Origin of the sequence: Mesorhizobium sp. WSM4306 (genome assembly GCF_007003975.1) — a bacterium.
In the GTDB taxonomy this organism is placed as follows: Bacteria; Pseudomonadota; Alphaproteobacteria; order Rhizobiales; family Rhizobiaceae; genus Mesorhizobium.
On sequence record NZ_VFTC01000003.1, the window covers coordinates 90,410 to 116,813 of the forward strand.

Genomic DNA, 26,404 nt, shown 5'->3' on the forward strand with positions numbered 1-26,404 from the left:
GATCAGTCCTTCAGCACTTGCGCGGCGTCGCTGCCGATCATGATGCCGATCTGGCCGCCCTGCACGATGCCGTCGCCGGCGCCGCGGCTGTTCTGGCGCCGCACGATGAACGGTTCGCCACCGGCAAGGCGCAGATGGAAGTGCGTGTCGGTGCCGAGATAGACGATGTTCTCGACGGTGCCTGACAGCGAAGCGCTGGGACTCGCCCCGCCCAGCTGCGCATGCTCGGGACGCACGACAATGGTGACCTTCCCGCTGGGGCTGAAACCGTCCGGCAGCGAGGCCGGGATTTCCGTTCCCGACGACAGCTTCACCGTCGCACGACCACCGGACACGCCTACCACATCCGCCTTGAGGAAGTTCGATTCGCCGATGAAGTCGGCGACGAAGCGCTCGGCCGGCCGGTCGTAGATGTCGCGCGGCGAGCCGACCTGCAGGATCTTGCCCGACGACATCACCGCGATGCGGTCCGACATGGTCAGCGCTTCTTCCTGGTCGTGGGTGACGAAGATGAAGGTGATGCCGGTCTCGTGCTGCAGCCGCTTCAACTCGATCTGCATCTCCTTGCGCAGCTTGTAATCGAGCGCCGAGAGCGGCTCGTCGAGCAATAGCACCTTGGGCTGTGGCGCCAGCGCCCGGGCGAGTGCCACGCGCTGCTGCTGGCCGCCGGAGATCTGGCTGGTGCGGCGACCCGCCAGCGCCTCCATCTTGACCAGCTTGAGCATCTCGGCGACGCGCGCCTTGATCTCGGCCTTCGGCTTGCCCAGCATTTCGAGGCCAAAGCCGATATTGTCGGCGACCGTCATGTGCGGGAACAGCGCGTAGGACTGGAAGACGGTGTTGACCGGCCGCTTGAACGGCGGCAGCAGCGCAATGTCCTGGCCGTAAAGCAGGATTTCGCCGGCGGTTGGAAAGTCGAAGCCGGCAATCAGCCGCAGCAATGTGGTCTTGCCGCAGCCGGATGGTCCCAGCAGCGTGAAGAACTCGTTCTCGCGGATGGATACCGAGACCGTGTCGAGGGCAGCGACCTGCCCGTCTCCTGATCCGAAAATTTTGCTGACGTTTACGACTTCAATTGCATTCCGATCCGGTTTGTCCGGCACGATACGCCTCACTGTTGACCCCGCTCTTTTCGGCGGAGTTTTTCCCCTGTTCGATGTGACCACACGGCCGGTAGGTTGGCAAGTCCGCCATTGAATCACAGCTCAGTCAGTCATCGGCTCGCAAGCCGCATGCCATGTCATGCCTGGTAGGTGACCTTGCCACCGCAGACCGTCGTCACCGGGCGCACTTTGTGCAATTCGGCCGGAGCCGTCTTCTCGATATCAGCCGACAAAACCACCAGATCCGCCACATAGCCCGGCTTCAGCACGCCTTTGCGATGCTCGGCGAATTCGGCATAGGCGCCCTCGACCGTGTAGGCTGCAATCGCCTCCTGCAGCGAAAAGCTCTGGTCCGGGTCGCTTTCTGCCCATGGTTTGCGCAGCAATGCCGCCTGAATGCCCAGGATCGGATCGATCGCCGCCACCGGCCAATCCGAGGCGAACACAACATGCGCGCCCGCATCCTTCAGCGTGCGCCAGGCATAGCTCAGTGGCCAGCGGGCCCGCCCGATGCGCGATACGGTCGGCTCCAGCGGAAAATCCATGGCCCCGGGCGGATGCGGCGGCTGCATCGAGGCGATGACGCCGAGTTCGGCGAAACGCGGCACGTCGGCAGCGGTTGTGACCTCGATATGTTCGACCCGGTGCCGGCTGTCGCGCTTGCCATTGGCCTTCTGGGCCGCCTGGTAACCGTCGAGCACTGCGCGCACCGCGCCGTCGCCGATCGAATGCACGGCGATCTGCAGCCCCCGTTTGTCGATGGCCACGGCGAGATCGATGAACTGCTGCGGCGTGAACAGTGGCTCGCCGACCCAGTCCGGACGATCGGCATAAGGCTCGACCATCACCGCCGTCCAGGAATCAAGCACGCCGTCATAGAACACCTTGACCATGCCCGACGACAGCCATTCGCTGTGGTAGCGCTCGGCCATATCAGAGGCCTTCTCGAGCATGTCGAGGGTCATGAAATTCTTGTAGTGGAACGGGATCTTGACGCGGCAGGGCAAGCCTTCCTCGGCCTCGATCTCGGCCAGCAGTTCGAGCTGGTAGAGATTTCCGTCCATATTCTGGATCGAGGTGAAGCCGTGGCGGGCGCACCAGGCAAGCCCGCGCCGCATGATGTCACGGTCGGCGGCTCGTTCGGCGGCAGACGGCATCGGATCGGGCTCGCCGCCGGTCGACAGCCCCAGCCGCACCCGGCTTTCGCCAGCAAGATCGAGAACCGGGCCAAAGGCCTCGCCTTCGCGCAATTCGCCGGCGGCCAGCCCGTCCTCGCCCATGACGATCTCATTGCCCGGACCAAGCGTGCGTCCCTGCAGGATGCCGGCCATCTCCAGCGCTTTGGTGTTGGCCCACATCGTGTGATGGTCGGGCGCTGCCATGCAGAAAGGGCGATCCGGCAGGATGGCGTCGAGATGATGGCGCGTCACCCGTTCGGCGCCGAGCACGGTGTAGTCGACGCCCTGCGCGACCAGCATCTTCGCCTCGGGCCGTGTCGACGCATAATCGCGGATCGCTTTTTGCAGCGCCTCGAAGCCATGGATACCGCCAAGCTGAAGATGCGCGAGCTCGGCCCCTCCCGAAAACAGATGCATGTGGGCTTCGATGAAACCGGGCAGAACCGAACCGCCCTTGGCGTCGATAACTTTGGTGGCCGATCCCTTGAGCTGTTCGATGGTAGCGCGGCTGCCGAGGGCGATGATGGCGCCGTCCTTGACGGCAATGGCCTCGGCGGCAGGATTGTCATCGTCCATGGTCTGCACGCGACCATTGATGACGATCAGATCAGCACCCGTGGCAGACATCGCGACTCCGCGCTTTTGACGACTGACTGAGACCGACAACCCTCTTGTCCGACAAGCTTCCACTCCGCTGGAGCGGCGCTATCGGACGAAAACTGATGCCGGTGCGCTGTTTTGAAATTCCCCTTGTGATCTCCGAAAACAGCGTGGATAAAAGAATGCGACTAATTATTCGCGTTTGTCAACGTGCCGAATTTCGAATGTATTGTGGACAGCATCCGGCGCTTGGGACGGGCGAACGAGGGCATCGGGACGTGAAGCGCAATCTCAGCCGCGAAACCAGGATGGCGCTCGAACCGCGCAAGCAGCCGCGGCAGGAACGGTCGAGCAAGGTGGTCGACCGGATCCTCGACGCGGCGCTGACCTTGACGCGGGAGCAAGGAACCAAGACCCCTACGACGCTTGCCATTGCGCAGCGCGCCGGCCTGTCGGTCGGATCGCTCTACCAATACTTTCCCAACAAGGAAGCCATTCTTCTCGACCTCGCCCGCCGCTGGCTGTCATCCTTTCCCGAGGTGATCGCCAGGCGCATCGAGGTGACCCCGCCCACCAACCGCGACGAGTTTCGCCAGGAAGTGCGCAAGCTCTTCATCGATACCTCCAAAATATATCTCGAAAACGCCACCCTGATGCCGGTGATTGAAGCCATCTCCGGCAATGCCGATCTCAGACCGATCCAGGACGAATATGACGAGCAGATCATCGCCCTATATGCCGCGTGGCTGCAGCATGTGAACCCGGCCCTTGAAGACAAGATCGCCAGCCGGCTCGGCGTGCTGATGATGGATGTCGGGCACGCCTGCCGGCTTGTGGGGTTGAAGCGGGATCGCAAGACATACGACCTCATCGAGGACGATGTGGAAAGAATGTGGCTCGCTTTGGTGACCCCCTATCTCAACCTTGACTGATTTCGCTATTTCGAGAGGAATTTCATGAAGACTGTCTATTCGCCGCTTCACGCCGGCCATTCCGGCCAGATGGAACTGGTCACATCAGCCATCGTGCCCGGTTTCGAAAAGCCGTCGCGGGCCGAGTTCATCAAGGCGCGGGTGGAGAGCGAAAAGCTGGGGCCGATTATCGGACCGGTCGAGCACGATCTCACCGCCGCCAAACGCATCCACCGGTCGGACTATATCGACTTCCTGCCGACCGTCTGGCCGGCATGGAAGGCCGCCGGCTTCGAGGGTACGGCGATGCCCTTCACCTGGCCGACGCGCGGCCTGCGCGGCGACGTGCCGCCCAAGCGCGTCGACGCCTTGCTCGGCTATTATTCCTTCGACGCCGGCGCCACCTTCGTCGAAGGCACATGGACCGCGATCAAGTCGTCCTATGACGTGGCGCTGACAGCAGCCGCTTTGGTCAAGGGCGGCGAGCGCTCGGCCTTCGCGCTCTGCCGCCCGCCCGGCCATCACGCCGGCGCTGCCTTCATGGGCGGTTATTGCTTCATCAACAACGCTGCCGTCGCCGCCCAGTGGTTCCGCGACCAAGGCGCCAAACGCGTCTCGATCCTCGATGTCGATTATCATCATGGCAATGGCACGCAGGAAATCTTCTATGACCGCGCCGACGTCCAGGTTCTTAACCTGCATGGCGATCCGATGGTCGAATACCCGTTCTTCCTCGGCCATGCTGACGAGCGCGGCACGGGCGCCGGTGAAGGCTTCAACGTCAATTATCCCATGCCGTTCGGCACCAACTGGGACGCCTGGAACGCCTCGCTGGAAGATGCCTGCGCCAAGCTTGCCGCCTACGCGCCAGATATCGTCATCGTCTCGCTCGGCGTCGACACGTTCGAGAAGGACCCGATCAGCCAGTTCAAGCTGAAGAGCCCGGACTATCCGAAGATCGGCCGCCGCATCGCCAAGCTCGGCCTGCCGACGCTGTTCGTCATGGAAGGCGGTTACGCCGTCGAGGAGATCGGCATCAACGCCGTCGGCGTGCTGACCGGCTTCGAGGATCGGTAGCCCCTATGGAGCGGCCCCGGCCGCCCCATAGTTGCAACTATGCAGCAACGCCCGGGTTCGGCGCGACCACTGGAACGGCCGGCTTTCGCGACCGGCCGATCCTGTAGACAATCACCGCCGCGATCACGCCCGCCGCCAGGATGGCGACCGCCAGCAGGGGCCTGTACCAGAACCAGGCAATCGCGATCGTCGTCGTCCCGACCAGGATCGCCAGGACGAAGGCGATGATGCCGGTTCCCATCCGCGCCATGCTGCCGAGGAAGGGAATGACGTCGAGGATTACGCCGATCGGGCTGAGGAACAGCGCAAAGCCGATGGTCAGCAAAAGCAGGCCGGCACCGCGCAGAAGCCACGTAATCAGCGTGTTGGCGCTGACCGCGTCGGCGAACATCTTTTCGGCCGGCACGTTGCCGGTATCGACCATCAGCAGCGCATCGCCCGCTTGCGTCTGGTAGGGTTCGAAACGGCTGCCGGCCTGACGCGCGACGATGCTGACGACGCCGAGCGGCGCCAGTTCATAGCCGATGCGGTAGTCGCCCAACGCAGGTGCCGTGTTGTCATTGCCGAGATAGAGCTTGCCATCGACGATGCTCAGCGGTTTCGTTCCGGTATAGGCGCCCTTTATCGCCGCCGACTGATCGGTCGACAGCGAATAGTCCTTGTCGCCCTCGATGCGATCCAGCACCGGCGTATCCAGATCGAAGGCGATGAGCTTGCCCTGCGGGATCTGGAAAGTGCGGCTGTGGATCGCCATTGACGGATTCTGATGGCCGTCCGGCTTCTTGAAGTCAGACGAGTCGATCTGGCTGTCGTCCCACACCTTGGAATAACTGTACGTCGTCACCGTCTCTTCGCCGCCGCCGAGCTTCTTCGTCGTTTCCGACTTGGACTCTTCCTTCCACTGATACATCTCGACGCTGCGCGACAGCCGCAGCCCCTGCGCCGCAATGCCGAAATCCGGATCCGCCAGGCCGCTATCGGCTGTCACCGGTCCGCTGACATGCACCAGCTTGCCGTCATTGGCGGCATCGACGCTGTCGACGCCGACGGAAATGACCGCGCCCGACCCTTCGGCCAACGAGCGCGCCGTCTGCACGGCGCGGCCCTCGTTCCAGAACAGCCCGATCACCATCAGCACGATCAGGATGAGGCCGAAGATGACCCCACCGACCGCGCGCTTGATCCGCCCGAACCACGAGACGGACGTTACTTCCCGAAATGAATCGCTCATCGTTTCCCCCGAAACAAGGTTGCCCAAAATTTCAACGCGGCCGGCGGCCGCGCGTTAAACCCATTAATCGGCGTGGATCTGCGCGCCGCAATCCCTGTTACCGGCGCAGGCGTGCACCGCTCGTGTCGTACCGCCGTCACCAACACGCCATGGCGATGCCGACAGGGGCGCTTGCCTCTTGTTGCCGAGAAGGTCAAGCGCCCGCATCGCGGTCTGCTCCTTCGTCTCTTCCCGTTTGACGACCTGCACATCTTTAAGGCCGATCGCTGCAAGCTGCGGCATCACCACATCGGGGTCGCCCGCCACCACGATCAGCGACGGATCGAGCGACGACAACGCCAACGCCTGTTTCTGCACCGCATCCAGCGTCAGCCGGGTGCGCGCAGCCATGCGGCCTTGCTGGTCCTCCAGCGTCGAGCCGCTGCCAACCGCGCCAATCAGCGAGGAGAACAGGCCGGCCGAAGTTTCCGCCGATCCGGCCAGCGCCCGGCGATAGACGGTGACCGTGCGGTCGACCTCGTCCTGCGCCACCGGCAAGGTGGTCAGGCCGGCAAAGCCCTTGAGGATTTCGGTGATCGCCGGGCCGGTGTTGGCGCGCTCGACGGTGGTTGCCACGACCAGCCCCGAGCCGGCTTTCATCGGGCTCATGAGATAGCTCGACACGCCGTAGGAATAGCCCTTCTCCTCGCGGATCACCGAATTCAGCCGGCTGGAGAAATCGGCGCCGAGGAGGTTGGAGACCGCGGTCGATTCGGCGCGCTCGCTTTCATCGGTGCCGGGCGCCGGTCGTGCCACGAACAGCGCCGACTGGCTGGCGCCGGGTTCGGGCACCAGCAGCACCTTCTGGCCGCCGTTGAAATGCGCCGCCGGCGCTTGCTCGACGGCATATCCGGCGGCGTCGTTTGTCCAGCCGCCGAATGCTTTTTCAAGCCCGGCGGCGACGGTTGCGACCGGCATCGGGCCGACGCTGTAGAAGGTCACCGCCTTCGGCGTGAACTCGGCCTTGAAGGCTGCTTTCGCCTCGTCGAGCGAGATCGAGGCCAGCGCCTTTGCCGACCAGTCGACCGCGGCCTTGCCCGGCATTTGCGGGATAAGCGCTGCTTTCGCCACGCGGCCGGCAACGCCTGGCAGATCGGCCTCGCGGCCGTTCAGCCAGTCGACCCGCTGCGCCATCAGCACGGTCCATTCGGTCTTGTCGAAACGCGGTCTCAGCACCGCGTCGGCAAGCAGGCCGAGACCCTGGTCTAGCTTTTCCGGCGGCACGCCAAGCGTCATCGCCGTGGTCAGCGCGCCGGCCTGGTAGCCGACGCCCGCGCCGATGTCGCTCACCGCCTTGGCGAAGTCGGCAGAGCCGCGATCGGCCGCACCCCGCATCGCCATGCTTGCGGCAAGCTCGAACAGCCCTTCCTTGCCTTCCGGCACGCTGTTCCAGCCGCCTTGGGCACTGGCCGCGACATAGACCATCGGCGCTTCCGGCATCGTGTAGTGCACGAGCTTGATGCCGTTGGACAGCGTAGCCGTTTCCATGACGGGCAATGTCGCCGAAGGCGCTTCGCCGGCCGGATGTTTGGGGATGTCGATCGCTGCCCGCTCCGGCGCCGTGAACGGCTGCGGCGTGCCCGACGAGCCGATCAGCGCGTCGGGATAGCCGCCGCGCGGGCCGGGCTTCAGCACCAGCACGCTGGCGTCTTCCGGCTTCAACAGCCGCTTCATCGTCGCTTCGACGTCCGCCGTGCTGGCATCCTTGACCCGCGGATCGTCGACCAGCGCGCTCTGCGCATCGCCGAGCACGTCGGCATTGTAGGAGACGGTGCCGGCCCGATCCTTCAGCCCTTCATTGCCGAGCCGCGCGGCCTGCATCAGGCCCGTGCGCGCGCGCTCGACATCGGCCGGATCGAGCGGCGTCTTCAGAAAATCCGCGAACGCCGTTTTCATGGCGCTTTCCAGCGCTTCCGGCTTAACACCTTCCGCCGCGCCCGCCTCGAAGGTGAAGCGGCCGCCGAGCAGGCCGCCGGTCCAGTTCGCACTGGCATAGGTGGCGATAGCCAGTTGCGAAACCAGCCGGTTGCGCAGGAATCCATACTCCCTATTGCCGAGCAGTTCGGCGGCAATGCTGAGCGCGCCATTGTCGGGCGACTGCGCCACCGGGCCACTGAAGCCGACCACGACGATCGCGCTCGGCACGCGATCCTCGAGCACCAGCTTGAGCTTGGCCTGCGTCGGCTCCGGCACAACGGGCCGCGCCACATCGGCGCCGCGCGCCACCTTGCCGAACGTGTCGGCAATCAGCGCCTTGGTGTCGTCGATCTCCAAGTCGCCGACAAGCACCAGCACCGCATTGTTGGGCAGATAGTAGCTGTTGAAGAAACCTCGGACATCGTCGAGCGTCGCCGCATCGAGGTCGGCGACCGAGCCGATGACCATGCGGCTGTAGGGATGCGGCTTCGGGAACAGTCCGGACCAGAAGGCTTCCCAGCCGGAGGCACCGGCCTTGTCGAGCACGTTCTGGCGCATCTCGTTCTTGACCACCGAGGGCTGCAGGTCGAGCTTGGCCTGCGTTACCGAACGGCCGAGATTGGCCATGCGGTCGGCTTCCAGCGACAGGATCATCGGCAGCGACGACGACAGCCCGTCGACGTAATAAACCGTGCCATCCTCGGTGGTCCACGCATTGATCTCATTGCCGAGTGCGGCATGCGCACCGAACACGTTCGGCCAGGCCGGCGTGCCGGAAAACATCAGATGTTCGAACAGATGCGCAAAGCCCGAGCGTCCGGCGGGTTCATTCATCGATCCGACGCGGTAGCGCAGGTTCATCACCACCTTCGGCGCTCGATGGTCCGGTACCAGCACCACCTGCAGCCCGTTGTCGAGCGCATAGGTGACGATGGGCTCGGCCTTGGCGGACGCACCCGCAAAAACCGCAAGCACTACCGTGAATGCCAGGAAAACCTGCTTCATCATGACCCCCGATGCTGATGGCCGCGAAGCGCCGCCGATCCTGCTTTTTTATAAAACCAGACAAGGACGCCCATCCCCGCCGGCCGCCGCGAACCTATCGGAATCGATCGGCCCTCGATACGGCAGGATCGCAACACCGTCCGGCTTTTTCGTGTCGGGTTCATGTCGGCAGGCCTGATGCTCTGCAACAATAAAACAGGCCCGCCAGCCGCCCCTGAGTCGCCCGAGTCCAAAAAAAACGATTTTGTCAAATCGCGTTTGATGTCGGATTCATCTGCAGGTAGATTAGACCCGAATCAGCCGGTCCTTGGGGGGCGCGGCGACCACCCAAAGTCTCAAGTTCCGGGTCTTGCCCGGTGCCAGACGCGGACGGCTTCGCGTTCCCTGAATGGATTCCGTCCGATTAGCGCGACCGCCGCGCCGTGTGAGTGCTTCGTAAACGTGATGCGTATCCAAGTTCGGCCGCTGGGGAACCAGCTTCCGGGCTCAAGAAAAGATTCCGGTCATGACATACAACCGAAGCATGAAATGAGCAGTCCCGCCGCGCTTCTCCAATCCGATAGTTTAGGCTCGCGCCTGGCATCGCGCGGCGATCTCACCACCTTTTTCATGCAGCTTGCCGCCGAGATCGGCGCCGACAGCTACATGCTCGTCGCCATCGTTCACGACCAGGACCGCAACGACGCCCGCATCGTCTCATCCAACTGGATCTTCGACGCCATCGAACTCATCGGCAAGCGGCTGATCGCTGGCCTCGCCCAGGGACCGCTGACCGTAGCGCCCGGCATTCGCCCGAAGCCGCTGGTCGCCGCGGCCGCACCCGGCGCCCAGGGGTTGATCACCGGTGAAGAGGCGCGCCTGCTCGACGTGCTCGGCCACGCCGAAGTCTATTCGCTGCGGCTCAATGTCGGCCGCCAGCGGCTGTTCGCGCTGTTTTCGGCAGCCGAGGCCGGCAAGATCGACCAGCCGGCGCTGATGAAAGCGCAGCTGAAATGCTGCTATGCGCTGTCGACCATCCCGCAATTGATCGCCGCTGCCGCCATGCAGGACCCGCTGTCCGACCGCGAGCGCGAATGTCTGTTCTGGGTGTCGGAAGGCAAGACCACCGATGAGGTGGCGGTGATCCTCGGCGTCTCCTCCAACACCGTCAACAGCTACATCACCCACGCCATCCAGAAATTCGCGGCCTCGAACCGCGCGATGGCCATCGCCACGGCGATCAGGAGCGGCATCATTTGAAACACGCTGACATCAAGGCGGCCGCCGAAGCCCTTTTCAACGAGCAGCGCAATCCGTTCGGCGCCTTCTCCATCAGTTCCGAGACGCATCATGCCGTCACGATTCCCGACGCGGTGCGCCGCTGCCGCTGGATCGCCGTCGACATCAACGCGTCGGCCTTCGGCCTCTACTTCGTCAGCCCTTCGCCGGAGCGGGCGCGCCTGGTACCGAGCTTCGATTCCGACTATCCCGCTACCGCTGTGGCGACCAAGTTCATCGCCGGCGCCAATGGCGAGGAGATGGTGCGCCACAGCGGCACTTCCACGGCGCCGCGCTGGTGGGCCGATGACGGCATCGCCGACTCGGACGCCGTCTTCCAGAATCTCGCCTGGGCAGAACGCGCAGCCCCCCTGGCGCCGGGCACCAACGGCATTGCCTTTCCCGTCCATGCCGACCGCGGCCATTGCGGGCTGGTGGTGTTCCTCGGCTCGACGATCGCTCTGCCGGAGGACACGCTCTACGAAATCCACGCCCGTTGTTTCTCGCTGTTCGCCGCCGTCGCCCGCATTCGTCCCAACGATGCCGGCCGGATGCGATCGATTTCCAAGCGCGAGCTGGAGTGCCTGAAGCTGACCGCCAATGGCAACACCAGCGAAGAGATCGCAAGGCTGTTGAAGCTGTCGGTCCACACCGCCAACCAGTATCTCACCCAGTCGACGCAGAAGCTCAACGCGGTCAACCGCAACCAGGCGGTGGCCAAGGCGTTGCGGCTGGGACTGATCGAGTGATGAAGGCCTGCCTTCAGGCTGGCATGCTCAGACGATTGGGATAACGGACAAAATCAGCGATAGGCGAGCGGCTCGGTCCGGCGGATGCGTGCCTCTTCGATCACCGTCTCCAGCAAGACCGTGTTGTGCTCGGGATCCTCGCCGGGTTTCTCGAACGACACATAGTTTACGGCGACTGAAGATCTCTCCTCGCTCAGCGTCAGCTGGAAATAGACGGTGACGCCGGGCGGCCTGAGCTCGAGATCGAGCACGATGCGCGGGCTGCCGCTCCAGTCGACATGCGCTTCGCCGCCATGGCCGAGTCTGAGCGTACCCGGCAGGAAATAAAGCTCCACCGCCGAATCCACCAGGTCCGACAGGCAAGCGAAATGCTCGAGCCGGATGAAGGCGATGTAGTCGGCGACATCGATCAGCCGCAACTCGTCCACCACCTGCTCGATGGCCTTGGCGACGATGAGTTCGCGGGATTTTGCGTGCGGTTGGCGGTTCATGAAATTTGTCTCCGCTCAGCCTTTTTCGAGTAGACGATCCGCACCAGTTCGGCGACGGCCTGGTAGAATTGCGACGGGATCACGCTATCAACCGAAACTTGCTTGTACATGGAGCGGGCGAGCGCCACGTCCTCGAAGATCGGGATGTTGTGCTCCTTGGCGATCTCGCGAATCTTGAGCGCCACCAGGTCCTGGCCCTTGGCCAGCACCAGCGGTGCTGAATCCTCGTCGCGGACATATCGGAGCGCGATGGAGAAGTGCGTCGGATTGGCGATGATCAGCGTCGCGCGCGGCACCGCCGTCATCATCCGCTTGCGCGCCCGGTCGCGCGCCAGCGAGCGCAGCCGCGACTTGATGATCGGGTCGCCCTCGGACTGCTTGAACTCGTCCTTGACCTCCTGCTTGGTCATGCGCAGATCCTGCTTCCAGTGGAAGCGCGACCAGACCACGTCGACAGCCGCGATCAGCCCCATGACGAAGACGATCGCCACCAATATGTCGACGGTGATGCTTTTGATGACGAGGCCGAAAGCGACGGGGTTGGTGATCATGCCGGCCAGGAGTTGGCGGTAGTCCTGCGATAGCGTGAAGTAGAGCACGATACTGGCGAAGCCGAGCTTGCCCAGCGATTTCAGAAATTCGACCCAGCCCTGAATACCGAACGTCCTGGTCCAGCCCTTGGCTATCGAGATGCGTGATAACTGCGGCCGGATCCGCTCGCCGACGAATTGCGGCATGTTCTGCAGCACCGAGGCGCCGATGCCGGCCACCACCAGCAGCACCAGCAGGCTGACGACGGCACGGCCGATTTCCATCAACACGGTCTTATAAAGCGCGATGACGTCGGTCTCGGTGTCCATCGGCCACGCCTCGGGCTTTTCCAGGAACATGGACAGGAACATGCCGAGATCAACGACGGCGTCCTTGGCGTAGAAGACGGTGAACACCAATATGGCGACGAAGGACGCCAGAAGGGCAGCTTCCCGCGAATGCGGCAGCTTGCCCTGTTCGATGGTGTCGCGGATCTTCTTTTCCGTCGCGTCTTCGGTTTTGGAGTCTTTGTCCGCCGCTTCAGCCATTTGGTGTCAGCCGCCTTGAGCAATTCCAGGAAAAGTGTGAGCGGTTTTCCGTCCGGAATTGCGTGAAAAAAGAGATAGAGCTTTAAGCCGCTTCGCTCTGCTGCGACGAGGGGAGTTCGAAAGCCCCCTCTCGCGAAAGCCGGATTGTCGCCACTGCAATGTTCTTGCGCGCCGCCATGATGTCGGCAAGCTGGATGCCTTCCGAGCCCTGTCCGAGCTCGGACTCGATCATGCGCCGCGACCGGGCGCCGATCGCCGACAGCACCGATTCCGTCAATGCGGGCGGCGCACCACGCAGCGCCAGCGTGATCAGTTCGGTCGACAGGCCGTCGAACAGAAGCACCCTCGCCTTCTGCGTCAGCAGCGGCAGATCGTCGAAGGCAAACAGCCTGGAGCGGACGCCGCCGAGGTCCGGCGTGCCGGCCGCTTCCAGATCCTGCATGACCTCTTCCAGCTGCGGCTTGTCCATCTCGTTGAGCACGCTGGCAACGCGCGCCTGTCCCGCCGATATGTCTTTGGTCGCGGTCTGCGCCAGCACGCTGGCGCGCAGTTGGTTCTCGATAATCCTGGTGGCCGCGTCGGGAATGGTCGCCATCGTCACCATGCGCTTGATGATCTCGCTGCGCATCGGCTTTTCCATGGTCAGCAGGATGTTGGCGGCAGCCTGCGGCGCAAGCTTCGACAGCACCATCGCCGCGGTCTGCGGATGTTCGGCGGCGAGGAATGTGCCGAGCCGCGTCGGCTCGAGCTTTTCCAGCTCCGGCCAGATCGGAGGCGGCCCCTCCGGCGCAACCTCGAAGCGCTTGTCGCCCATGATGGCGCTCATCTCTTCAGGCGACAGCGATTCATTGAGGATGGTGTCCATCCGGTCGGCGGAATCGAGCAGGCCGGCACCCTCGGTGAATTCGGCCTCGAATTCGGCGACGATGCGTTCGAGATCGCTCTGCGGAATGGTGCGCAACAGACGCGCCCCTTCGATCAGCGCCTTCAGCTCTTCCTGCTTGAAGAATTTCAGCAGGCGGCTGGCCGATGGCTTGCCCATCGCCACCAGGATGGCGGCGGCCTTTTGCGGGCGCGTGAGCGTGACCGGCATCGTCATGGCATAAGCTCCGATCGCTGCTGAGACCGCATGTCGTCCATACCTCAGGCGCTCTTGGTGGCAGCGATGATTTCGGTCAGCCTGATGCCGAAGCGCGACGGATCGCTTTCCAGCACGGTGATCTCGCCGCGCGCGATCTTGCGGCCGTTGACCACGACGTCGACCGGTTCGCCGATGCGCCGGTTCAGCGCCACCGTCGAGCCCTTCTGCAGCGCCATCAGGTCCGACACCGGCATTTCCGTGCTGCCGAGGATGATCTGCACGTCGACCGGGATGCTCATGATGATGTTCGAATTGCTGCCGGACATGGCGGCCCGCAAGGCGGCGTCGGGGCGCTTTTCCTCCTCCTGGAGGACGCCGCGCAATTCCTCGATGGCGCGATCGAGCTGTTCGTCCGGCTGGTCGATATTGGCTTCCACCTTGGTCTTGGCCATGAGTCGTCTCCAATGCTTGGGCTTGCCCGGCGTCAGCCCGGCATGAGCCCATCGATAAAATCCAGACCGGCATCGTAAGGGTGCCTGATCCGGACGGTGTAATTCTGCCCGAGTTTGCCGAACTCGCACACAAACAGCGTCTTGTCGCGCGCGCTCAGCTTTGCGTGCGACTGCGCCGTTTCCTCGAATTCGATGACCTGGCCCGGCTCGAAGCCGGCGAGGTCGCCGAGCGTCAGGCGAGCGAGCGGCATGGTCGCTTCGAGCGTCACCGTCGAGCGCATCACCTCTTCCGAAAACCGTGCCCGCCAGTCGGAGGTTGTGCCTTCGCTGTCGTGGACATCGGCGATACCGCGGGTCGCGAGCAGGATGCGCTGCGGGATCATCACCGTGACCGTGCCGCTGTCGGTTGGCGTTGAGATGCCGAAGACGATGCGCACCGCAGCGCCATCGCGCAGCACGCGGCGCTTGGCTTCACTGCCCGAAAGCGCCCGCGGCACCGGCAGTCGCAGTTCGAGCGAACGCCGCCCGGAACCGTTCAGCGCCTGCGCAACCTCCTGGAACACCGTGGTCGCCACATCGGTTTCGATCTGCGACAGAGCGCGCTCGATCGGCGAAACCGGCTGATCCGGATCACCGCCAAACAGCGCGCAGACCATCACCGCGATGGCCGGCGCATCAGCCACCAGGGTCATCGCATCCGAGGATGTCGGTGATGCTATGATGGTCATGGCAAAGGCATCGCCGGCATGCGTGCGGGCATCGGGAACACGGCTGATCTCGACCGCGCGCAGGTCGACGGTCACCGGAGCGCCGAGCTCGCCAGCCAGGCTCTTCTGCAACAGCGGCAGCGCGCGCTCGCCCATCGAGCGCCCGGTGCCGATGACATGAGCGGCTTCGCCGCTGTCACCGACCAGACGCTCGATGATCAGCGAGCGGGCTTGCGAGGGGCTGCCAGGACTTGTCATGACGGCGTGCGGTCCTGTCTGTCGTCATGCATGGCTCAGGCCGCTTTCTTCTCGGCGGAGGCTGTGTTCATCGTGCTCTGCTCGACGGCGTCGATCGTCGGCCGCTCATAGGACGAGATGGTCTTGCGGCCGAACTCAATCGCCACCTGCGGCAGGGCGCCGTTCATGTAGGCGAGCAGCGTCTGCTTGACGATGATGTAGAGGCGGTTCTTCTTCTCGCGCACCGTCTTGATCTTGGTAGCGACCGGCCCGACCACGGCGTAGGACAGAAAGATGCCGAGAAAGGTCCCGACAAGGGCGGCGCCGATCAGACCGCCGAGGATTTCCGGCGACTGGTCGAGCGCGCCCATCGCCTTGACCACGCCGAGCACGGCGGCGACGATGCCGAGCGCCGGCAGACCGTCGCCCACCGCCACCAGCGCGTGATAGGCCTTCATCTTGTCGGACTTGATGGTCTGGATTTCCTCGTCCATCAGGGCCTCGATCTCGTGCGAGCGCGCATTGCCGATGATGATGATGCGGCAATAGTCGCAGATGAAGTGCGTCAGATCGTGATTCTTGAGCACGGTCGGGAACGCCTGGAAGATTGCTGATTCCTCGGGGTTGTCGATATGCGCCTCGACCTCGCTGCGGGATTTCGAGCGCAGTTCGCGCATCAGGCTGTGGAGGACGCCCAGCGTCTCCAGATAGTCGCGCTCCTTCGGCACCGCCTGCTTGAAGGCTTCGAGGATGCCCTTGCCGGTGTCCTTGACGGTCTTCATCGGGTTGGCGACGAGGAAGGTGCCAAGTGCGGCGCCGCAGATGACCACCGCTTCCCAGGGCTGCATCAGCACATGCAGATGGCCGCCCATGGCCATGAAGCCGCCGAGAACACAGCCGAGCGTCACCACCAGTCCGATCAGAATGCCCACGCCAGATCCTTCCACGTCACGTCAGACCTAACCGATAGCCCCCGTGCCTTGTGTGAGGCTTGAATCACGCATGGCGAACCGATTCAGCCTCGCGCAAGCAAGTCCGCATACTCTGTCACTGAAGCTGCGACCGGAGGCATGTCGTGTTGAGCACTTTTACCAGCTATCAGCTCATCGCCAGGGATATTCCCAAGGCGATCGACCGCATCGAGGCGGACCCGATCAACAAGCGCGACACCGACTACTATCTCGCCAACATCGGCAGCGTGAAATCGATAGACGATTTCGTCAAGAACACCCGTCTGTTCACCTATGCCATGAAGGCCTTTGGGCTTGGCGACATGGCTTATGCCAAGGCTTTCATGGTCAAAGCCCTGAAGGAAGGTGTCTCCGATCCCGACAGCTTCGCTAACAAATTGACCGACAAGCGCTATGCCGAGTTCGTCTCGGCCTTCAATTTCGCAGCGTTGGGCACGGATGCCACCAGCTACAATCCCGCGCAGCAAGGCGTGACGAAGAACTATACGGCCCAAATTGGGCTCGGCGCCTTGCAGAACGGGTTCGACTACTACAAGGGCGAGACCTCCTACTTCATTAGCAACATCTCCAACGTCAAATCGATCGACGACCTTATGGGCAACGACCGCCTGCTCACCTATGCGATGGCCGCCTTCGGCCTCGATGCAGACGCCGAAGCACCTGCGACCGTCCGCGCCATGCTGGAAGGCGGCGTCACCGACCCGAACAGCCCGGCGAACACGTCGACCAACAAGGGTTATGCGGCCTTCGTCGCCGCCTTCGACTTCGCACAATATGGCGACCAGGCAACGGCGCGCGACGCCGTCCAGCAGGCGGTTCCCAAAGCCGTCATGGCGGGAACCGGGCTGGTGCTGGTCAAGCCGACCGCGCAATACATCAAGGGCGAGGCCGACTACTACGCGGCCAACATCTCCAAGGTGAAGTCGATCGAAGACCTTTTGAAGGACAAGCGCCTGCTGACCTTCGCTATGGCTGCCTATGGGCTGGATGCATCGACCCAGACGGCGAAGCAGATCCGCACGATGGTCAACGGCGGCGTCACCGATCCGTTCAGCCCCGCCAACCTGTTGACCGACAAAAGCTACGCCAACTTCGTCAGCGCCTTCGACTTCGCCCAATATGGCGATCAGACGACCACGCGCGACGCCGTGCTGAAGACCACGCCGAAGCTTTACACGACCGAGTCCAGTCTTGGTCTCATCAAGCCGAATGCGGATGCTGTCCAGGCCGAGACCAGCTACTACCTCGCCAACATCACCAAGGTGAAGTCGATCGACGATCTGATGGCCGACAGCCGGCTGTACAATTATGCGCTGTCAGCCAGCGGTCTCGATCCGGCAACCACCAACAAGGATCTTGTCCGCGATGTTCTGGAGGGCGGCGTCAGCGACCCGAACAGCATCGCCAACAAGCTCTCCAACAAGGCTTATGCCAGGCTCGCTACTTCGTTGAATTTCGAGGCTTACGGCGAAGCGGCGACGACCCGCAACCCGTCGCAGCAGCCGGTCGTCGACAAATACATGCGCCAGACGCTGGAAGAGGATGCCGGCAAGACCAATGAGGGCGTGCGGCTGGCGCTCTATTTCGAGCGCAAGGCGCCGACGATCACCAACTGGTACGACGTGCTGGCCGACACAGCCCTGGCCAGCGCGGTACGCACCGCGATCGGCCTGCCCGATTCCTTCGCCACCGCCGACATCGACAAGCAGGCGCAGGCCTTCGAGGCAAAGCTCGACCTCACCGACTTCACCGACCCGGCCAAGCTCGACAAATTCCTGACCCGCTTCACCAGCCTCTGGGAAATAAATCATCCGACTTCGACCGCCCAGACATCGATCGGAGTGCTGTTTGCCCAACCGACCACCGTCGGCATCTCGACCGATCTGATGATGGCCATGCAGAAACTGAAATTCTGAGAGCACCATGCAGGACAGCCTTTACGTCGCCCTTTCCTCGCAGATCGCGCTCGAGCGCCGTCTCGATACCATCGCCGACAATGTCGCCAACGCCTCGACCATCGGCTTTCGCGCCACCGGCGTGAAGTTCGAGGATATCGTCTCCGGCAGCGGCCCCAAATCGGTGTCCTTCGCCTCCTCCGGCAAGACCTATCTGTCCGGCGCGCATGGCGCGATGACGCAAACCGGCAATCCGTTCGACTTCGCCGTCCAGGGCGATGCCTGGTTCGGCATCGACACCCCGGCCGGCACCGTGATGACGCGCGACGGACGTTTTTCGATGAACGAGAACGGCGAGCTGATGTCGCTCGAAGGCCATCCCGTGCTCGACGCCGGCGGTGCGCCGATCCAACTCGACCCGCGCGACGGCCCGCCCAAGGCGGGCGCCGACGGCTCGCTGCGCCAGGGCGACAAGCTTGTCGGCGCCATCGGCCTGTTCAATTTCGACCCCGGCACGAATTTCGTCCGCTACGGCAATTCGGGCATCGTTCCCTCGCGCACGCCGGAGCCGGTCACCGATCGCTCGGATCTCGGTGTCGCGCAAGGCTTCGTCGAGGAATCCAACGTCAATCCGGTACTGGAGATGACGCGCCTGATCATGGTCCAGCGCGCCTTCGAGAACACGGCAGCATTGATGCGCCAGACCGATGCCTCGACCGACGACGCCATCAAGACGCTCGGCTCCAAGTCGTAGCGCATGTCGAGCTCGCAATCATCGATACGTGCGCTTGAACGGCAGCCGGAAGCAGAAACGGAAAACCGGCTGGCTGCGCTGGAGCGTATCTGGCGCCGGTTCGATGACACCGAGACACTGCTGCGGCGCGGCGGTCGCGTCGCCGAGGTTTCGCCGACGCACTACAAGGTGCGCGGCCTTTCCGAAATCGCCAGGCTGGGCGACCTCGTCGAGCAACGAGGCCAAGCCGGCACGCGCCGCGGCGAGATCGTCAGGATCGGCCGCGACGAGGTCGTCATCGCGCCCTTCGAGCGCAGCGCCGATGCAGGCATCGGCGACGCTGTGTTTCGCCGAGGTCCGCTGGTGGTGACGCCACACGCTTCCTGGCGCGGACGCGCTATCGACGCGCTGACCCGCGCCATTGATGGCGGTCCGCCGCTGACCAGGAACGGCGAGGCGGCAAGCGGCGACGGCACCACGCCCGGCGCCATGGCGCGGCAGCGTGTCGGCACCGCCTTCACCACCGGGGTCAAGGTCATAGACATCTTCACGCCGCTCTGCTTCGGCCAGCGCCTTGGCGTCTTTGCCGGTTCCGGCGTCGGCAAGTCAACGCTGCTAGCCATGCTGGCCGGCGCCGATGCTTTCGATACGGTGGTGGTGGCGCTGATCGGCGAACGCGGCCGCGAGGTGCGCGAATTCCTCGAAGACACGATCGGCGCGCAAAGCATGGCCAAGACGGTCGCCGTCGTCGCCACCAGCGATGAGAGCGCCATGATGCGGCGGCGCGCGCCCGACACCGCCATGCGCGTCGCCGAACATTTTCGCGACCAGGGCCACCGCGTGCTTCTGGTGCTGGATTCGATCACCCGCTTTGCCCATGCGCTGCGCGAAGTGGCGACCGGCACCGGCGAACCGCCGGTCGCGCGCGGCTACCCCGCTTCGGTTTTCACCGACCTGCCGAAGCTGCTCGAGCGCGCCGGACCCGGCGCTGAAGGCCCAGGGGTTAAGGGACAAGGATCCATCACCGCCATCATCTCGGTGCTGGTCGACGGCGACGACCACAACGACCCCGTCGCCGATTCGGTGCGCGGCATTCTCGACGGCCACGTCGTGCTCGACCGCGCCATTGCCGAACAGGGCCGCTATCCGCCGGTCAATCCGCTGTCGTCGATCTCACGCCTTGCCGACAAGGCATGGAGCCCCGAACAGCGCATGCTGGTGACCAGGCTGAAGTCGATGATCTCGCGCTTCGAGGACACGCGCGATATTCGCCTGCTAGGCGCCTACCAAGGCGGCGCCGATGCCGAACTCGACATTGCGGTTCGCCAGGTGCCGCTGATCTATGAGGCGCTGACGCAGTCGCCGAAGGACCGTGCCTCGAGCGACGCGTTCTCCGACCTCGCCCGTCATCTGAAAGGCAAGCAAAGTGTCGATGCCGGAGACTGAGCGCCAATACACCGAGCGGCTTTTGCGCGAGATGCTGGCCGAGGCCACCGCCGCCGAGGAAGCCAGGGCTGACGAAGCAAGGGCAGCCAAGGCGAAAGCTGATCGCGCCAAGGCAGCCAAAACCGAGGCCGCATTGGCGAGGGCGGCCAAGCCACCCTTGCCGAGACTGGTCCAGCCTGCGTTGCGCAGCGTGCCCGAACCTGCCCTGTTCGGCTCGCCCGAAGCTGCCTTGCCGAGCGTAGCCAACCTTGCCCTGCCCGGCATGGGCGAGCCATCCACACCCAGCGCGCTCAGGCTTGCCTTGGTCGGTGCACCGAAGGCCGCGTTGCGCGGTGTGTCCAGGCTTGCATCGGGCAGCGCGAAACTTATATCGAGCAGCGCGTCCAAGGCGGCGTCGCGCAAAGCGGCCAAGTCCGCCTCGCGCAACATGGCCAAGCCTGCTCCAACCGGCGAGACCAAACCCGTATCGATCAGAACAGTCGAACCTGCATTGCGCGATGTCAGCAAGCCTGCCTTCCCCGAGGTGGCCAGACCTGCTCCGCCCGCTTTCGCCAAGCCCTCACTGCCGAAGGCTCCGCATGCCGAACTCAACGAGGCGATCGCGGCTAGCCGTGACTCGCTTCTCGACGGGCTCTTTCCCGACGTCGATTGGCCGCAGCCGCCAAGGGCGCAGTTTCCCAAGGTGAACAAGAAGGATGACCGACGCAGTGATATCGTCTTTGCTGCGCTCGGCATCACGCTCGGCCTGATCTGCGCGCTGTTTCCCTGGTATATCTTCTTCAATCAGGACCAGTTCGGCGTGCAGGCGATCAAGTTCGGCGGCAGCGGCACCAATGCCGGACGTGTCAGCGGCGGCTCGCAAATGGAAAATTCCGGCCAGCCGCTGACCGCAAACGATGTCCCCGATGTCGACCTGTTCGCTACCGGTACGCTGCAGGACCCCGACGACAAGACCCAGCCTGCCGGCGTCGACGAACAGCCCTTTCCGGCGGATCCCAAATTCCGCATGGTTCATGTCGCCAATGGCCGTGCCATGATCGAGGACGATGCCGGCCTGTGGATCGTCCAGCGCGGCTCGAAGCTGCCAGACTCAAGCGTGGTCTCGTCGATCGAGCAGCGCGGCGGCAAGTGGGTCATGGTCACCAGCACCGACCAGGTGATCGAACTCTCCAAATAATCGCGCTCTACAGCTACGGCACGGGCCGGGCCGCGCAAGGTCCGCGCAAGACTGGCGGCCTAGTCTGGTGCGTACCAGCCTGGAGATCCCCATGGAGCCCGTCAACCTTTTCGATCTTGCAGCCAAGCAGTCGCAATGGCTGTCCGTGCGCCAGTCCGCCATTGCCGGTAACATCGCCAACGTCAACACGCCGGGCTACACCGCCGGTGATGTCGAGCCGTTCGAGAAGGTGCTCGACCGCACCGCTGTGTCGCTGACCGCCACCCAGGCCGGGCATCTCGGCACCGCCGCCACCAATGCCGGCTTCACGGTCAAGCCCGAAGAGGCGACCGGCGCCATCATGCCGTCGAAGAACACCGTGGTGGTCGAGAACGAGCTGATGAAGGCCGGCGAGGTCCGCCGCTCCTTCGAGCTCAACACGGCGATCGTCAAGGCCTTCCATTCGATGATGATGATGGCGGTTAAAACCTGACCATGGACGCGCTCACCGCAGCCCTCAAGATCGCCGCATCCGGCCTCGGCGCCCAGTCGGATCGTTTGCGCGTGGTCTCGGAAAACCTTGCCAACGCGCAGTCGACCGGCAACACGCCGGGCGCTGACCCCTATCGCCGCAAGACCATCAGCTTCGTCTCCGAGCTCGACCGTGCCTCGGGCGGGACGATGGTGGAGGTCAACTCCATCGACCGCGATCCCAGCGACTTTCCCGTCGAATTCCAGCCCGGCAACGAGGCCGCCGACGACAAGGGTTACGTCAAGATGCCCAACGTCAACGTGCTGGTCGAGATGGCCGACATGAGCGAAGCCAACCGTTCCTACGAAGCCAACCTTCAGGTCATCAAGCAGGCGCGTGATCTGATCTCCATGACCATCGACCTGATGAGGAACCAGTAATGATCAGCGGCATTGGCGGTATCGGATCGCTTCCACTCAAGCCGGAGATCGGCGGCGCCGACGCCGCGACCGACCTGTTTCAGGGCACCACGGCGCCAATGGCCGGCGGCGAAATCGCCGGCACCTTCGCCGAGGCGCTGAGCCAGGCCGCTTCAAAGACCGTCAATACCTTGCAGAATGCCGAGCAGGTCTCGATCCAGGCGCTCAAGGGCGACGCCGATACCCGCCAGGTCGTCGACGCCGTCATGAGCGCCCAGCAGGCCCTGCAGACCACGATCGCCATCCGCGACAAGGTCGTCTCCGCCTATCTCGAAATCAGCCGTATGGGCATCTGAGGAGACTTGCCGTGAAAGCACTCGCCATTGCAGCGACCGGCATGAATGCCCAGCAGACCAATCTGGAAGTCATCGCCAACAACATCGCCAACATCAACACCACCGGCTACAAGCGCGCGCGCGCCGAATTCTCCGACCTGCTCTACCAGGTCGACCGCACGCAAGGCGTGCCCAACCGCTCCAATTCCTCGCTGGTTCCGGAAGGCGTCTCGATCGGCCTCGGCGTCAAGACGACCGCGGTGCGCAACGTCCATACACAGGGCGAGTTGACCTCGACCGGCAACAGTTTCGACATGGCGCTCACCGGCCGCGGCTGGTTCCAGATCGAGGGCGCCGACGGCGGCACGCTCTACAGCCGCGCCGGCGCTTTCAACACCAACGCCACCGGCCAGTTGGTGACCGTAGACGGCGCCAATGTCATCCCGGCGATCACCGTACCGGTCGATGCCATCGAGGTCGTCGTCAACAAGACCGGCCAGGTCTTTGCCCGAATCGACGGCCAGACCGATCTCCAGCTTCTCGGCCAGCTGCAGCTCGCCAACTTCGCCAACGAAGCGGGCCTCGCGCCGCTCGGCGACAATTTGTTCCAGGAAACACCGGCCTCCGGCCCGGCCAATGTCGGCGTGCCCGGCGATCCCGGCTTCGCCACGGTCGAGCAAGGCTATCTCGAGGCGTCCAACGTCGACCCGGTCAAGGAAATCACCGAGCTGATCTCGGCGCAGCGCGCCTATGAGATGAACTCCAAGGTCATCCAGGCCGCCGACGACATGGCCTCGGTCGTGTCCAAGAACATCAGGTAAGGTCTGATGGTCTCTCCGGCCTCCCGCTCCGCGCTTTGCCGCACCGCGCTGATCCTGGCGCTGGTGGCCGGCGGCGTGCCGGCTTTTGCGCAGGAGCAGACCACCACGCAGGTCGCCAGCAACCAGGCGGCCGGCGAAGTCGTGCTGATCCCCAATCGGGTCATCTATCCCGGCGAGATGATCGACACTGGCGCCTTGAAACCGGTGACGCTACTCCCCGGCAAGCATAGGCCGGATGCGGTCGCCACGCAGGCCGAGGAACTCCAGGGCAAGGTCGCCAAGCGCACGCTGCTGCCCGGCCGCTACATCCCGGTCGCCGCCATCCGCGATGCCTGGCTGGTCGAACAGGGCGCCGCCGTACAGGTCTATTTCATCGCCGGAGACCTCACCATTTCGGCCACGGCGGTGTCGCTGCAGCCGGGCGCCGCGGGCGACCTGATCAAGGTCCGCAACACCGACAGCGGCAAGATCTTTTCCGGGACGGTAATGGCCGACGGCACCATCCGGGTCAGCGCTTCATGAGACGCGGACCTGCCCTTCTGCTCGCGGCCATTCTCGGCCTGCAGCCGGCGCTGGCCGACGGTCTTACGCCCAAGCAAAAGCGCGATCTTGCCGGCCAGAATGGCGGCGCCTTTGTCGACCCCGAATACGACCCGGCCACCACCAGCCGCATGTTCAGGGTCTCCAACGGCCCTAGCTCGCTGCCGCCCGGCCAGGTCGCCTCGCGCATCAAGGACATCGCGCAACTGCAGGCCTCGCGCGACAACCAGCTCGTCGGCTACGGCCTCGTTATCGGTCTCGCCGGATCGGGCGACAGCCTGCGCAATTCGCCCTTCACCGAACAGTCGATCCGCGCAATGCTCGAAAATCTCGGCATCGCCACCGAAGGCGGCAGCGCGCGGGCAAAGAACGTCGCCGCCGTCATCGTCACCGCCAACATGCCGCCCTATGTGCAGTCGGGCGCGCGCATCGATATCGACGTCTCCTCGATGGGCGACGCCACCTCGCTTGCCGGCGGCACGCTGGTGATGACGCCCCTGAAGGCGGCCGACGGCGAAATCTACGCTGTCGGACAGGGCTCGGTGATCGTTTCCGGCTTCACCGCCCAGGGCGACGCAGAAAAGCTGACGCAGGGCGTGCCGACGGCCGGCCGCGTGCCCAACGGCGCCATTGTCGAGCGCACGGTTCGCGCCGAGTTCGAGGACCAGTCGCTGCTCACATTGCAACTGCGCAATCCCGATTTCTCGACCGCCGTCCGCATCGCCGACGCCATCAACGGCTACACCTCGCAGCGCTTCGGCATGCGCGTGGCGGCCGAACGCGATGCGCGCACCGTGCAGATCAGGCGGCCGAAGAATGTTTCGGCGGCGCGCTTCTATGCCGAGATCGAAAACCTGGTGGTCGAATCCGACACGCCGGCGCGGGTCGTCATCGACGAGCGCACCGGCACCATCGTCATCGGCAACGAGGTCAAGATCTCGCGCGTGGCGATCAGCCACGGCACGCTGACCGTCCGCATTACTGAGCAGCCGAAAATCGTCCAGCCCGAACCCTTCTCCAAGGGCGTGACCGCGGAGGAACCCTTCACCACCATCGAGGCCACCCGGCCCGACGCCCGTGTCGCTGTGCTCGATGGACCCAATCTCGAAACGCTGGTGTCCGGCCTCAATCGTCTCGGCGTCAAGCCGGACGGCATCATTGCCATCCTGCAAGGCATCAAGTCGGCCGGCGCTTTGCAGGCCGATCTGGTTCTCCAATAGGCCATGCCGATGATCGACTTCCTTTCCCGACAGCATCGCCGCAACGCAGCGCTAGCGGCCTGCGCCATCACCACGCTTCTCGCAGGCTTCCCGGTTCGCGCTGAAGAAGCGGTGCGGCAGGTTTTGCCCGGCGCACAGGCGCCGGCTGCACCTCAGCAACTGGTCCGCGAGAAGGCGCCCGACGAAAGCGAAATCCAGCGCTTCTGCTCCAACATCGCCGACGCCGCCCGCGACCGGCGCTACTCGCTGCAGGCCGAAGAGCTGAAGCAGCTGCAGGCCGGCATCGACCAGCGCATGAAGGCGCTGGATGACAAGCGCGCCGAATACGAGCAATGGCTGAAGCGGCGCGAAGTGTTCCTGGCCCGCGCCGAAGACGGCGTCGTCAAGATTTATGCCGGCATGAAACCGGACGCCGCGGCCGAGCGCCTGGCGATGGTCACCCCCGATCTCGCCGCCGCCATCCTGATGAAGCTCGATTCGCGCAAGGCCGGCGTCATTCTCAACGAAATGGACCAGAAGGCGGCGGCCACGCTCACCGGCATCATGGCCAGCGCGGCCCGAAGGGTAGATCCGTCATGAAGTTGCAGTTGCTTGTCCTGGTCGCCGCCGCAGCACTGTCTGGCTGCGCCGTCGACCCGAAGGAGATCGGCAGGGAGCCGGCGCTGTCGCCGGTCGGCACCGGTATCACCGGCAGCGTCAATGCACCCTATTCATACCCGGAAGAGCCGCGGGCGCCGGTGAAGAAATTCTCGCTGTGGGACGATCGCCAGAGCCGGTTGTTCACCGATCCCCGCGCGCTACGCGATGGCGACATCCTGACCGTCAGGATCAAGCTCAACGACAAGGCCAACTTCAAGAACCAGAACGACCGCAGCCGCACCGCCGCGCGTAAGCTCGGCTATGACGTCAAGCTCGGATGGGAAGATGCCAGCACCAGCGGCAAGGGCGACGCCGGCTTGAGCTCCAGCACCGAAACCAATGCCGACGGCGAGATCAAGCGTTCGGAAAACCTCGAGCTCAATGTCGCCGCCGTCGTCACCGAAGTGCTGCCCAACGGCAACCTCATGATCAGGGGCTCGCAGGAGGTGCGCGTCAACTACGAGCTCAGGGTGCTGACCATTGCCGGCATGGTGCGCCCCTCAGATATCGGCGCCGAAAACACAATCTCCTACGAACGCATCGCCGAGGCGCGCATCTCCTATGGCGGCCGCGGCCGCGTCAGCGAAGTCCAGCAGCCCGCTTATGGTCAGCAGATCCTCGACCAAGTCCTCCCCTTCTAGGT

At 63.9% G+C, this 26,404-nt stretch carries 26 protein-coding genes; 16 read left to right on the plus strand and 10 right to left on the minus strand.

The window, feature by feature from the left end; genetic code table 11:
* Positions 1–2: 2 nt before the first annotated feature.
* Complete coding sequence (locus FJV77_RS06010) at positions 3–1,103, minus strand: ABC transporter ATP-binding protein (RefSeq protein WP_142865942.1); 1,101 nt, start codon at positions 1,101–1,103, stop codon at positions 3–5.
* Positions 1,104–1,240: 137 nt separating this feature from the next.
* A complete protein-coding gene (locus FJV77_RS06015; RefSeq protein ID WP_142865943.1) occupies positions 1,241–2,908 on the minus strand; it encodes an amidohydrolase in 1,668 nt (555 codons plus the stop codon).
* Positions 2,909–2,952: 44 nt separating this feature from the next.
* On the opposite strand from FJV77_RS06015, the gene FJV77_RS06020 reads away from it, so the two are divergent.
* Both FJV77_RS06020 and FJV77_RS06025 read left to right on the plus strand, forming a co-directional pair.
* Positions 2,953–3,813, plus strand: coding sequence for a TetR/AcrR family transcriptional regulator (locus tag FJV77_RS06020; protein ID WP_246691152.1), 861 nt, complete (start codon positions 2,953–2,955; stop codon positions 3,811–3,813).
* 24 nt (positions 3,814–3,837) lie between these two features.
* Entirely contained in the window at positions 3,838–4,869 is a 1,032-nt protein-coding gene (locus tag FJV77_RS06025) for a histone deacetylase family protein (protein WP_142865944.1), read from the plus strand.
* Between the two features lie 37 nt (positions 4,870–4,906).
* Here FJV77_RS06025 and FJV77_RS06030 read toward each other — a convergent pair whose 3' ends face one another.
* Both FJV77_RS06030 and FJV77_RS06035 read right to left on the minus strand, forming a co-directional pair.
* Complete coding sequence (locus FJV77_RS06030) at positions 4,907–6,100, minus strand: TMEM43 family protein (RefSeq protein WP_142865945.1); 1,194 nt, start codon at positions 6,098–6,100, stop codon at positions 4,907–4,909.
* Between the two features lie 63 nt (positions 6,101–6,163).
* Complete coding sequence (locus FJV77_RS06035) at positions 6,164–9,061, minus strand: pitrilysin family protein (RefSeq protein WP_185970207.1); 2,898 nt, start codon at positions 9,059–9,061, stop codon at positions 6,164–6,166.
* Positions 9,062–9,589: 528 nt separating this feature from the next.
* On the opposite strand from FJV77_RS06035, the gene FJV77_RS06040 reads away from it, so the two are divergent.
* Together FJV77_RS06040 and FJV77_RS06045 are read left to right on the plus strand one after the other, a co-directional pair.
* Positions 9,590–10,300 carry a helix-turn-helix transcriptional regulator gene (locus FJV77_RS06040; protein ID WP_142865947.1) on the plus strand — a complete coding sequence of 237 codons (711 nt, stop codon included), beginning with the start codon at positions 9,590–9,592 and terminating at the stop codon, positions 10,298–10,300.
* On the plus strand, positions 10,297–11,067 hold the full coding sequence (locus FJV77_RS06045) for a helix-turn-helix transcriptional regulator (protein WP_142865948.1): 771 nt from the start codon (positions 10,297–10,299) through the stop codon (positions 11,065–11,067). The genes FJV77_RS06040 and FJV77_RS06045 overlap by 4 nt, the downstream gene beginning before the upstream one ends.
* 53 nt (positions 11,068–11,120) lie before the next feature.
* Here FJV77_RS06045 and FJV77_RS06050 read toward each other — a convergent pair whose 3' ends face one another.
* From FJV77_RS06050 to motA, 6 genes are all read right to left on the minus strand, one after another.
* The gene (locus FJV77_RS06050; RefSeq protein ID WP_142865949.1) at positions 11,121–11,558 is read right to left on the minus strand and encodes a hypothetical protein; all 438 of its coding nucleotides are present in this window, start codon (positions 11,556–11,558) and stop codon (positions 11,121–11,123) included.
* Positions 11,555–12,637: a flagellar biosynthesis protein FlhB gene (flhB, locus tag FJV77_RS06055; RefSeq protein ID WP_142865950.1), complete on the minus strand. Its 1,083-nt coding sequence runs from the start codon at positions 12,635–12,637 to the stop codon at positions 11,555–11,557. The genes FJV77_RS06050 and flhB overlap by 4 nt, the downstream gene beginning before the upstream one ends.
* Positions 12,638–12,719: 82 nt before the next feature.
* Positions 12,720–13,736 carry a flagellar motor switch protein FliG gene (locus tag FJV77_RS06060; protein ID WP_142865951.1) on the minus strand — a complete coding sequence of 339 codons (1,017 nt, stop codon included), beginning with the start codon at positions 13,734–13,736 and terminating at the stop codon, positions 12,720–12,722.
* Positions 13,737–13,780: 44 nt separating this feature from the next.
* Positions 13,781–14,170, minus strand: a complete 390-nt coding sequence (gene fliN, locus FJV77_RS06065) for a flagellar motor switch protein FliN (protein ID WP_112559344.1) — start codon at positions 14,168–14,170, stop codon at positions 13,781–13,783.
* A 32-nt stretch (positions 14,171–14,202) separates the two neighbouring features.
* Positions 14,203–15,135, minus strand: a complete 933-nt coding sequence (locus tag FJV77_RS06070) for a FliM/FliN family flagellar motor switch protein (protein ID WP_142865952.1) — start codon at positions 15,133–15,135, stop codon at positions 14,203–14,205.
* A 35-nt stretch (positions 15,136–15,170) separates the two neighbouring features.
* The gene (motA, locus tag FJV77_RS06075) at positions 15,171–16,046 is read right to left on the minus strand and encodes a flagellar motor stator protein MotA (RefSeq protein WP_112559342.1); all 876 of its coding nucleotides are present in this window, start codon (positions 16,044–16,046) and stop codon (positions 15,171–15,173) included.
* 143 nt (positions 16,047–16,189) lie between these two features.
* On the opposite strand from motA, the gene FJV77_RS06080 reads away from it, so the two are divergent.
* From FJV77_RS06080 to flgH, 12 genes are all read left to right on the plus strand, one after another.
* Positions 16,190–18,001: a DUF1217 domain-containing protein gene (locus tag FJV77_RS06080; RefSeq protein ID WP_142865953.1), complete on the plus strand. Its 1,812-nt coding sequence runs from the start codon at positions 16,190–16,192 to the stop codon at positions 17,999–18,001.
* A 7-nt stretch (positions 18,002–18,008) separates the two neighbouring features.
* Complete coding sequence (gene flgF, locus FJV77_RS06085; protein ID WP_142865954.1) at positions 18,009–18,734, plus strand: flagellar basal-body rod protein FlgF; 726 nt, start codon at positions 18,009–18,011, stop codon at positions 18,732–18,734.
* A gap of 3 nt (positions 18,735–18,737) precedes the next feature.
* Positions 18,738–20,159: a flagellar protein export ATPase FliI gene (fliI, locus tag FJV77_RS06090; RefSeq protein ID WP_142865955.1), complete on the plus strand. Its 1,422-nt coding sequence runs from the start codon at positions 18,738–18,740 to the stop codon at positions 20,157–20,159.
* Positions 20,146–21,336 carry a hypothetical protein gene (locus tag FJV77_RS32790; RefSeq protein WP_246691153.1) on the plus strand — a complete coding sequence of 397 codons (1,191 nt, stop codon included), beginning with the start codon at positions 20,146–20,148 and terminating at the stop codon, positions 21,334–21,336. Before fliI ends, FJV77_RS32790 begins: the two co-directional genes overlap by 14 nt.
* Before the next feature lie 91 nt (positions 21,337–21,427).
* Complete coding sequence (flgB, locus tag FJV77_RS06105; protein ID WP_142865956.1) at positions 21,428–21,808, plus strand: flagellar basal body rod protein FlgB; 381 nt, start codon at positions 21,428–21,430, stop codon at positions 21,806–21,808.
* Positions 21,809–21,810: 2 nt separating this feature from the next.
* On the plus strand, positions 21,811–22,227 hold the full coding sequence (gene flgC / locus FJV77_RS06110; RefSeq protein WP_142865957.1) for a flagellar basal body rod protein FlgC: 417 nt from the start codon (positions 21,811–21,813) through the stop codon (positions 22,225–22,227).
* On the plus strand, positions 22,227–22,562 hold the full coding sequence (locus FJV77_RS06115; protein ID WP_142865958.1) for a flagellar hook-basal body complex protein FliE: 336 nt from the start codon (positions 22,227–22,229) through the stop codon (positions 22,560–22,562). Before flgC ends, FJV77_RS06115 begins: the two co-directional genes overlap by 1 nt.
* Positions 22,563–22,573: 11 nt before the next feature.
* Positions 22,574–23,362: a flagellar basal-body rod protein FlgG gene (gene flgG / locus FJV77_RS06120; RefSeq protein WP_112559336.1), complete on the plus strand. Its 789-nt coding sequence runs from the start codon at positions 22,574–22,576 to the stop codon at positions 23,360–23,362.
* A 6-nt stretch (positions 23,363–23,368) separates the two neighbouring features.
* Positions 23,369–23,884: a flagellar basal body P-ring formation chaperone FlgA gene (gene flgA, locus FJV77_RS06125; protein WP_185970208.1), complete on the plus strand. Its 516-nt coding sequence runs from the start codon at positions 23,369–23,371 to the stop codon at positions 23,882–23,884.
* The gene (locus FJV77_RS06130; protein WP_142865960.1) at positions 23,881–25,122 is read left to right on the plus strand and encodes a flagellar basal body P-ring protein FlgI; all 1,242 of its coding nucleotides are present in this window, start codon (positions 23,881–23,883) and stop codon (positions 25,120–25,122) included. The genes flgA and FJV77_RS06130 overlap by 4 nt, the downstream gene beginning before the upstream one ends.
* 3 nt (positions 25,123–25,125) lie before the next feature.
* Positions 25,126–25,701, plus strand: a complete 576-nt coding sequence (locus FJV77_RS06135; protein ID WP_142865961.1) for a MotE family protein — start codon at positions 25,126–25,128, stop codon at positions 25,699–25,701.
* Entirely contained in the window at positions 25,698–26,402 is a 705-nt protein-coding gene (gene flgH, locus FJV77_RS06140) for a flagellar basal body L-ring protein FlgH (RefSeq protein ID WP_112559332.1), read from the plus strand. Before FJV77_RS06135 ends, flgH begins: the two co-directional genes overlap by 4 nt.
* Positions 26,403–26,404 lie beyond the last annotated feature (2 nt).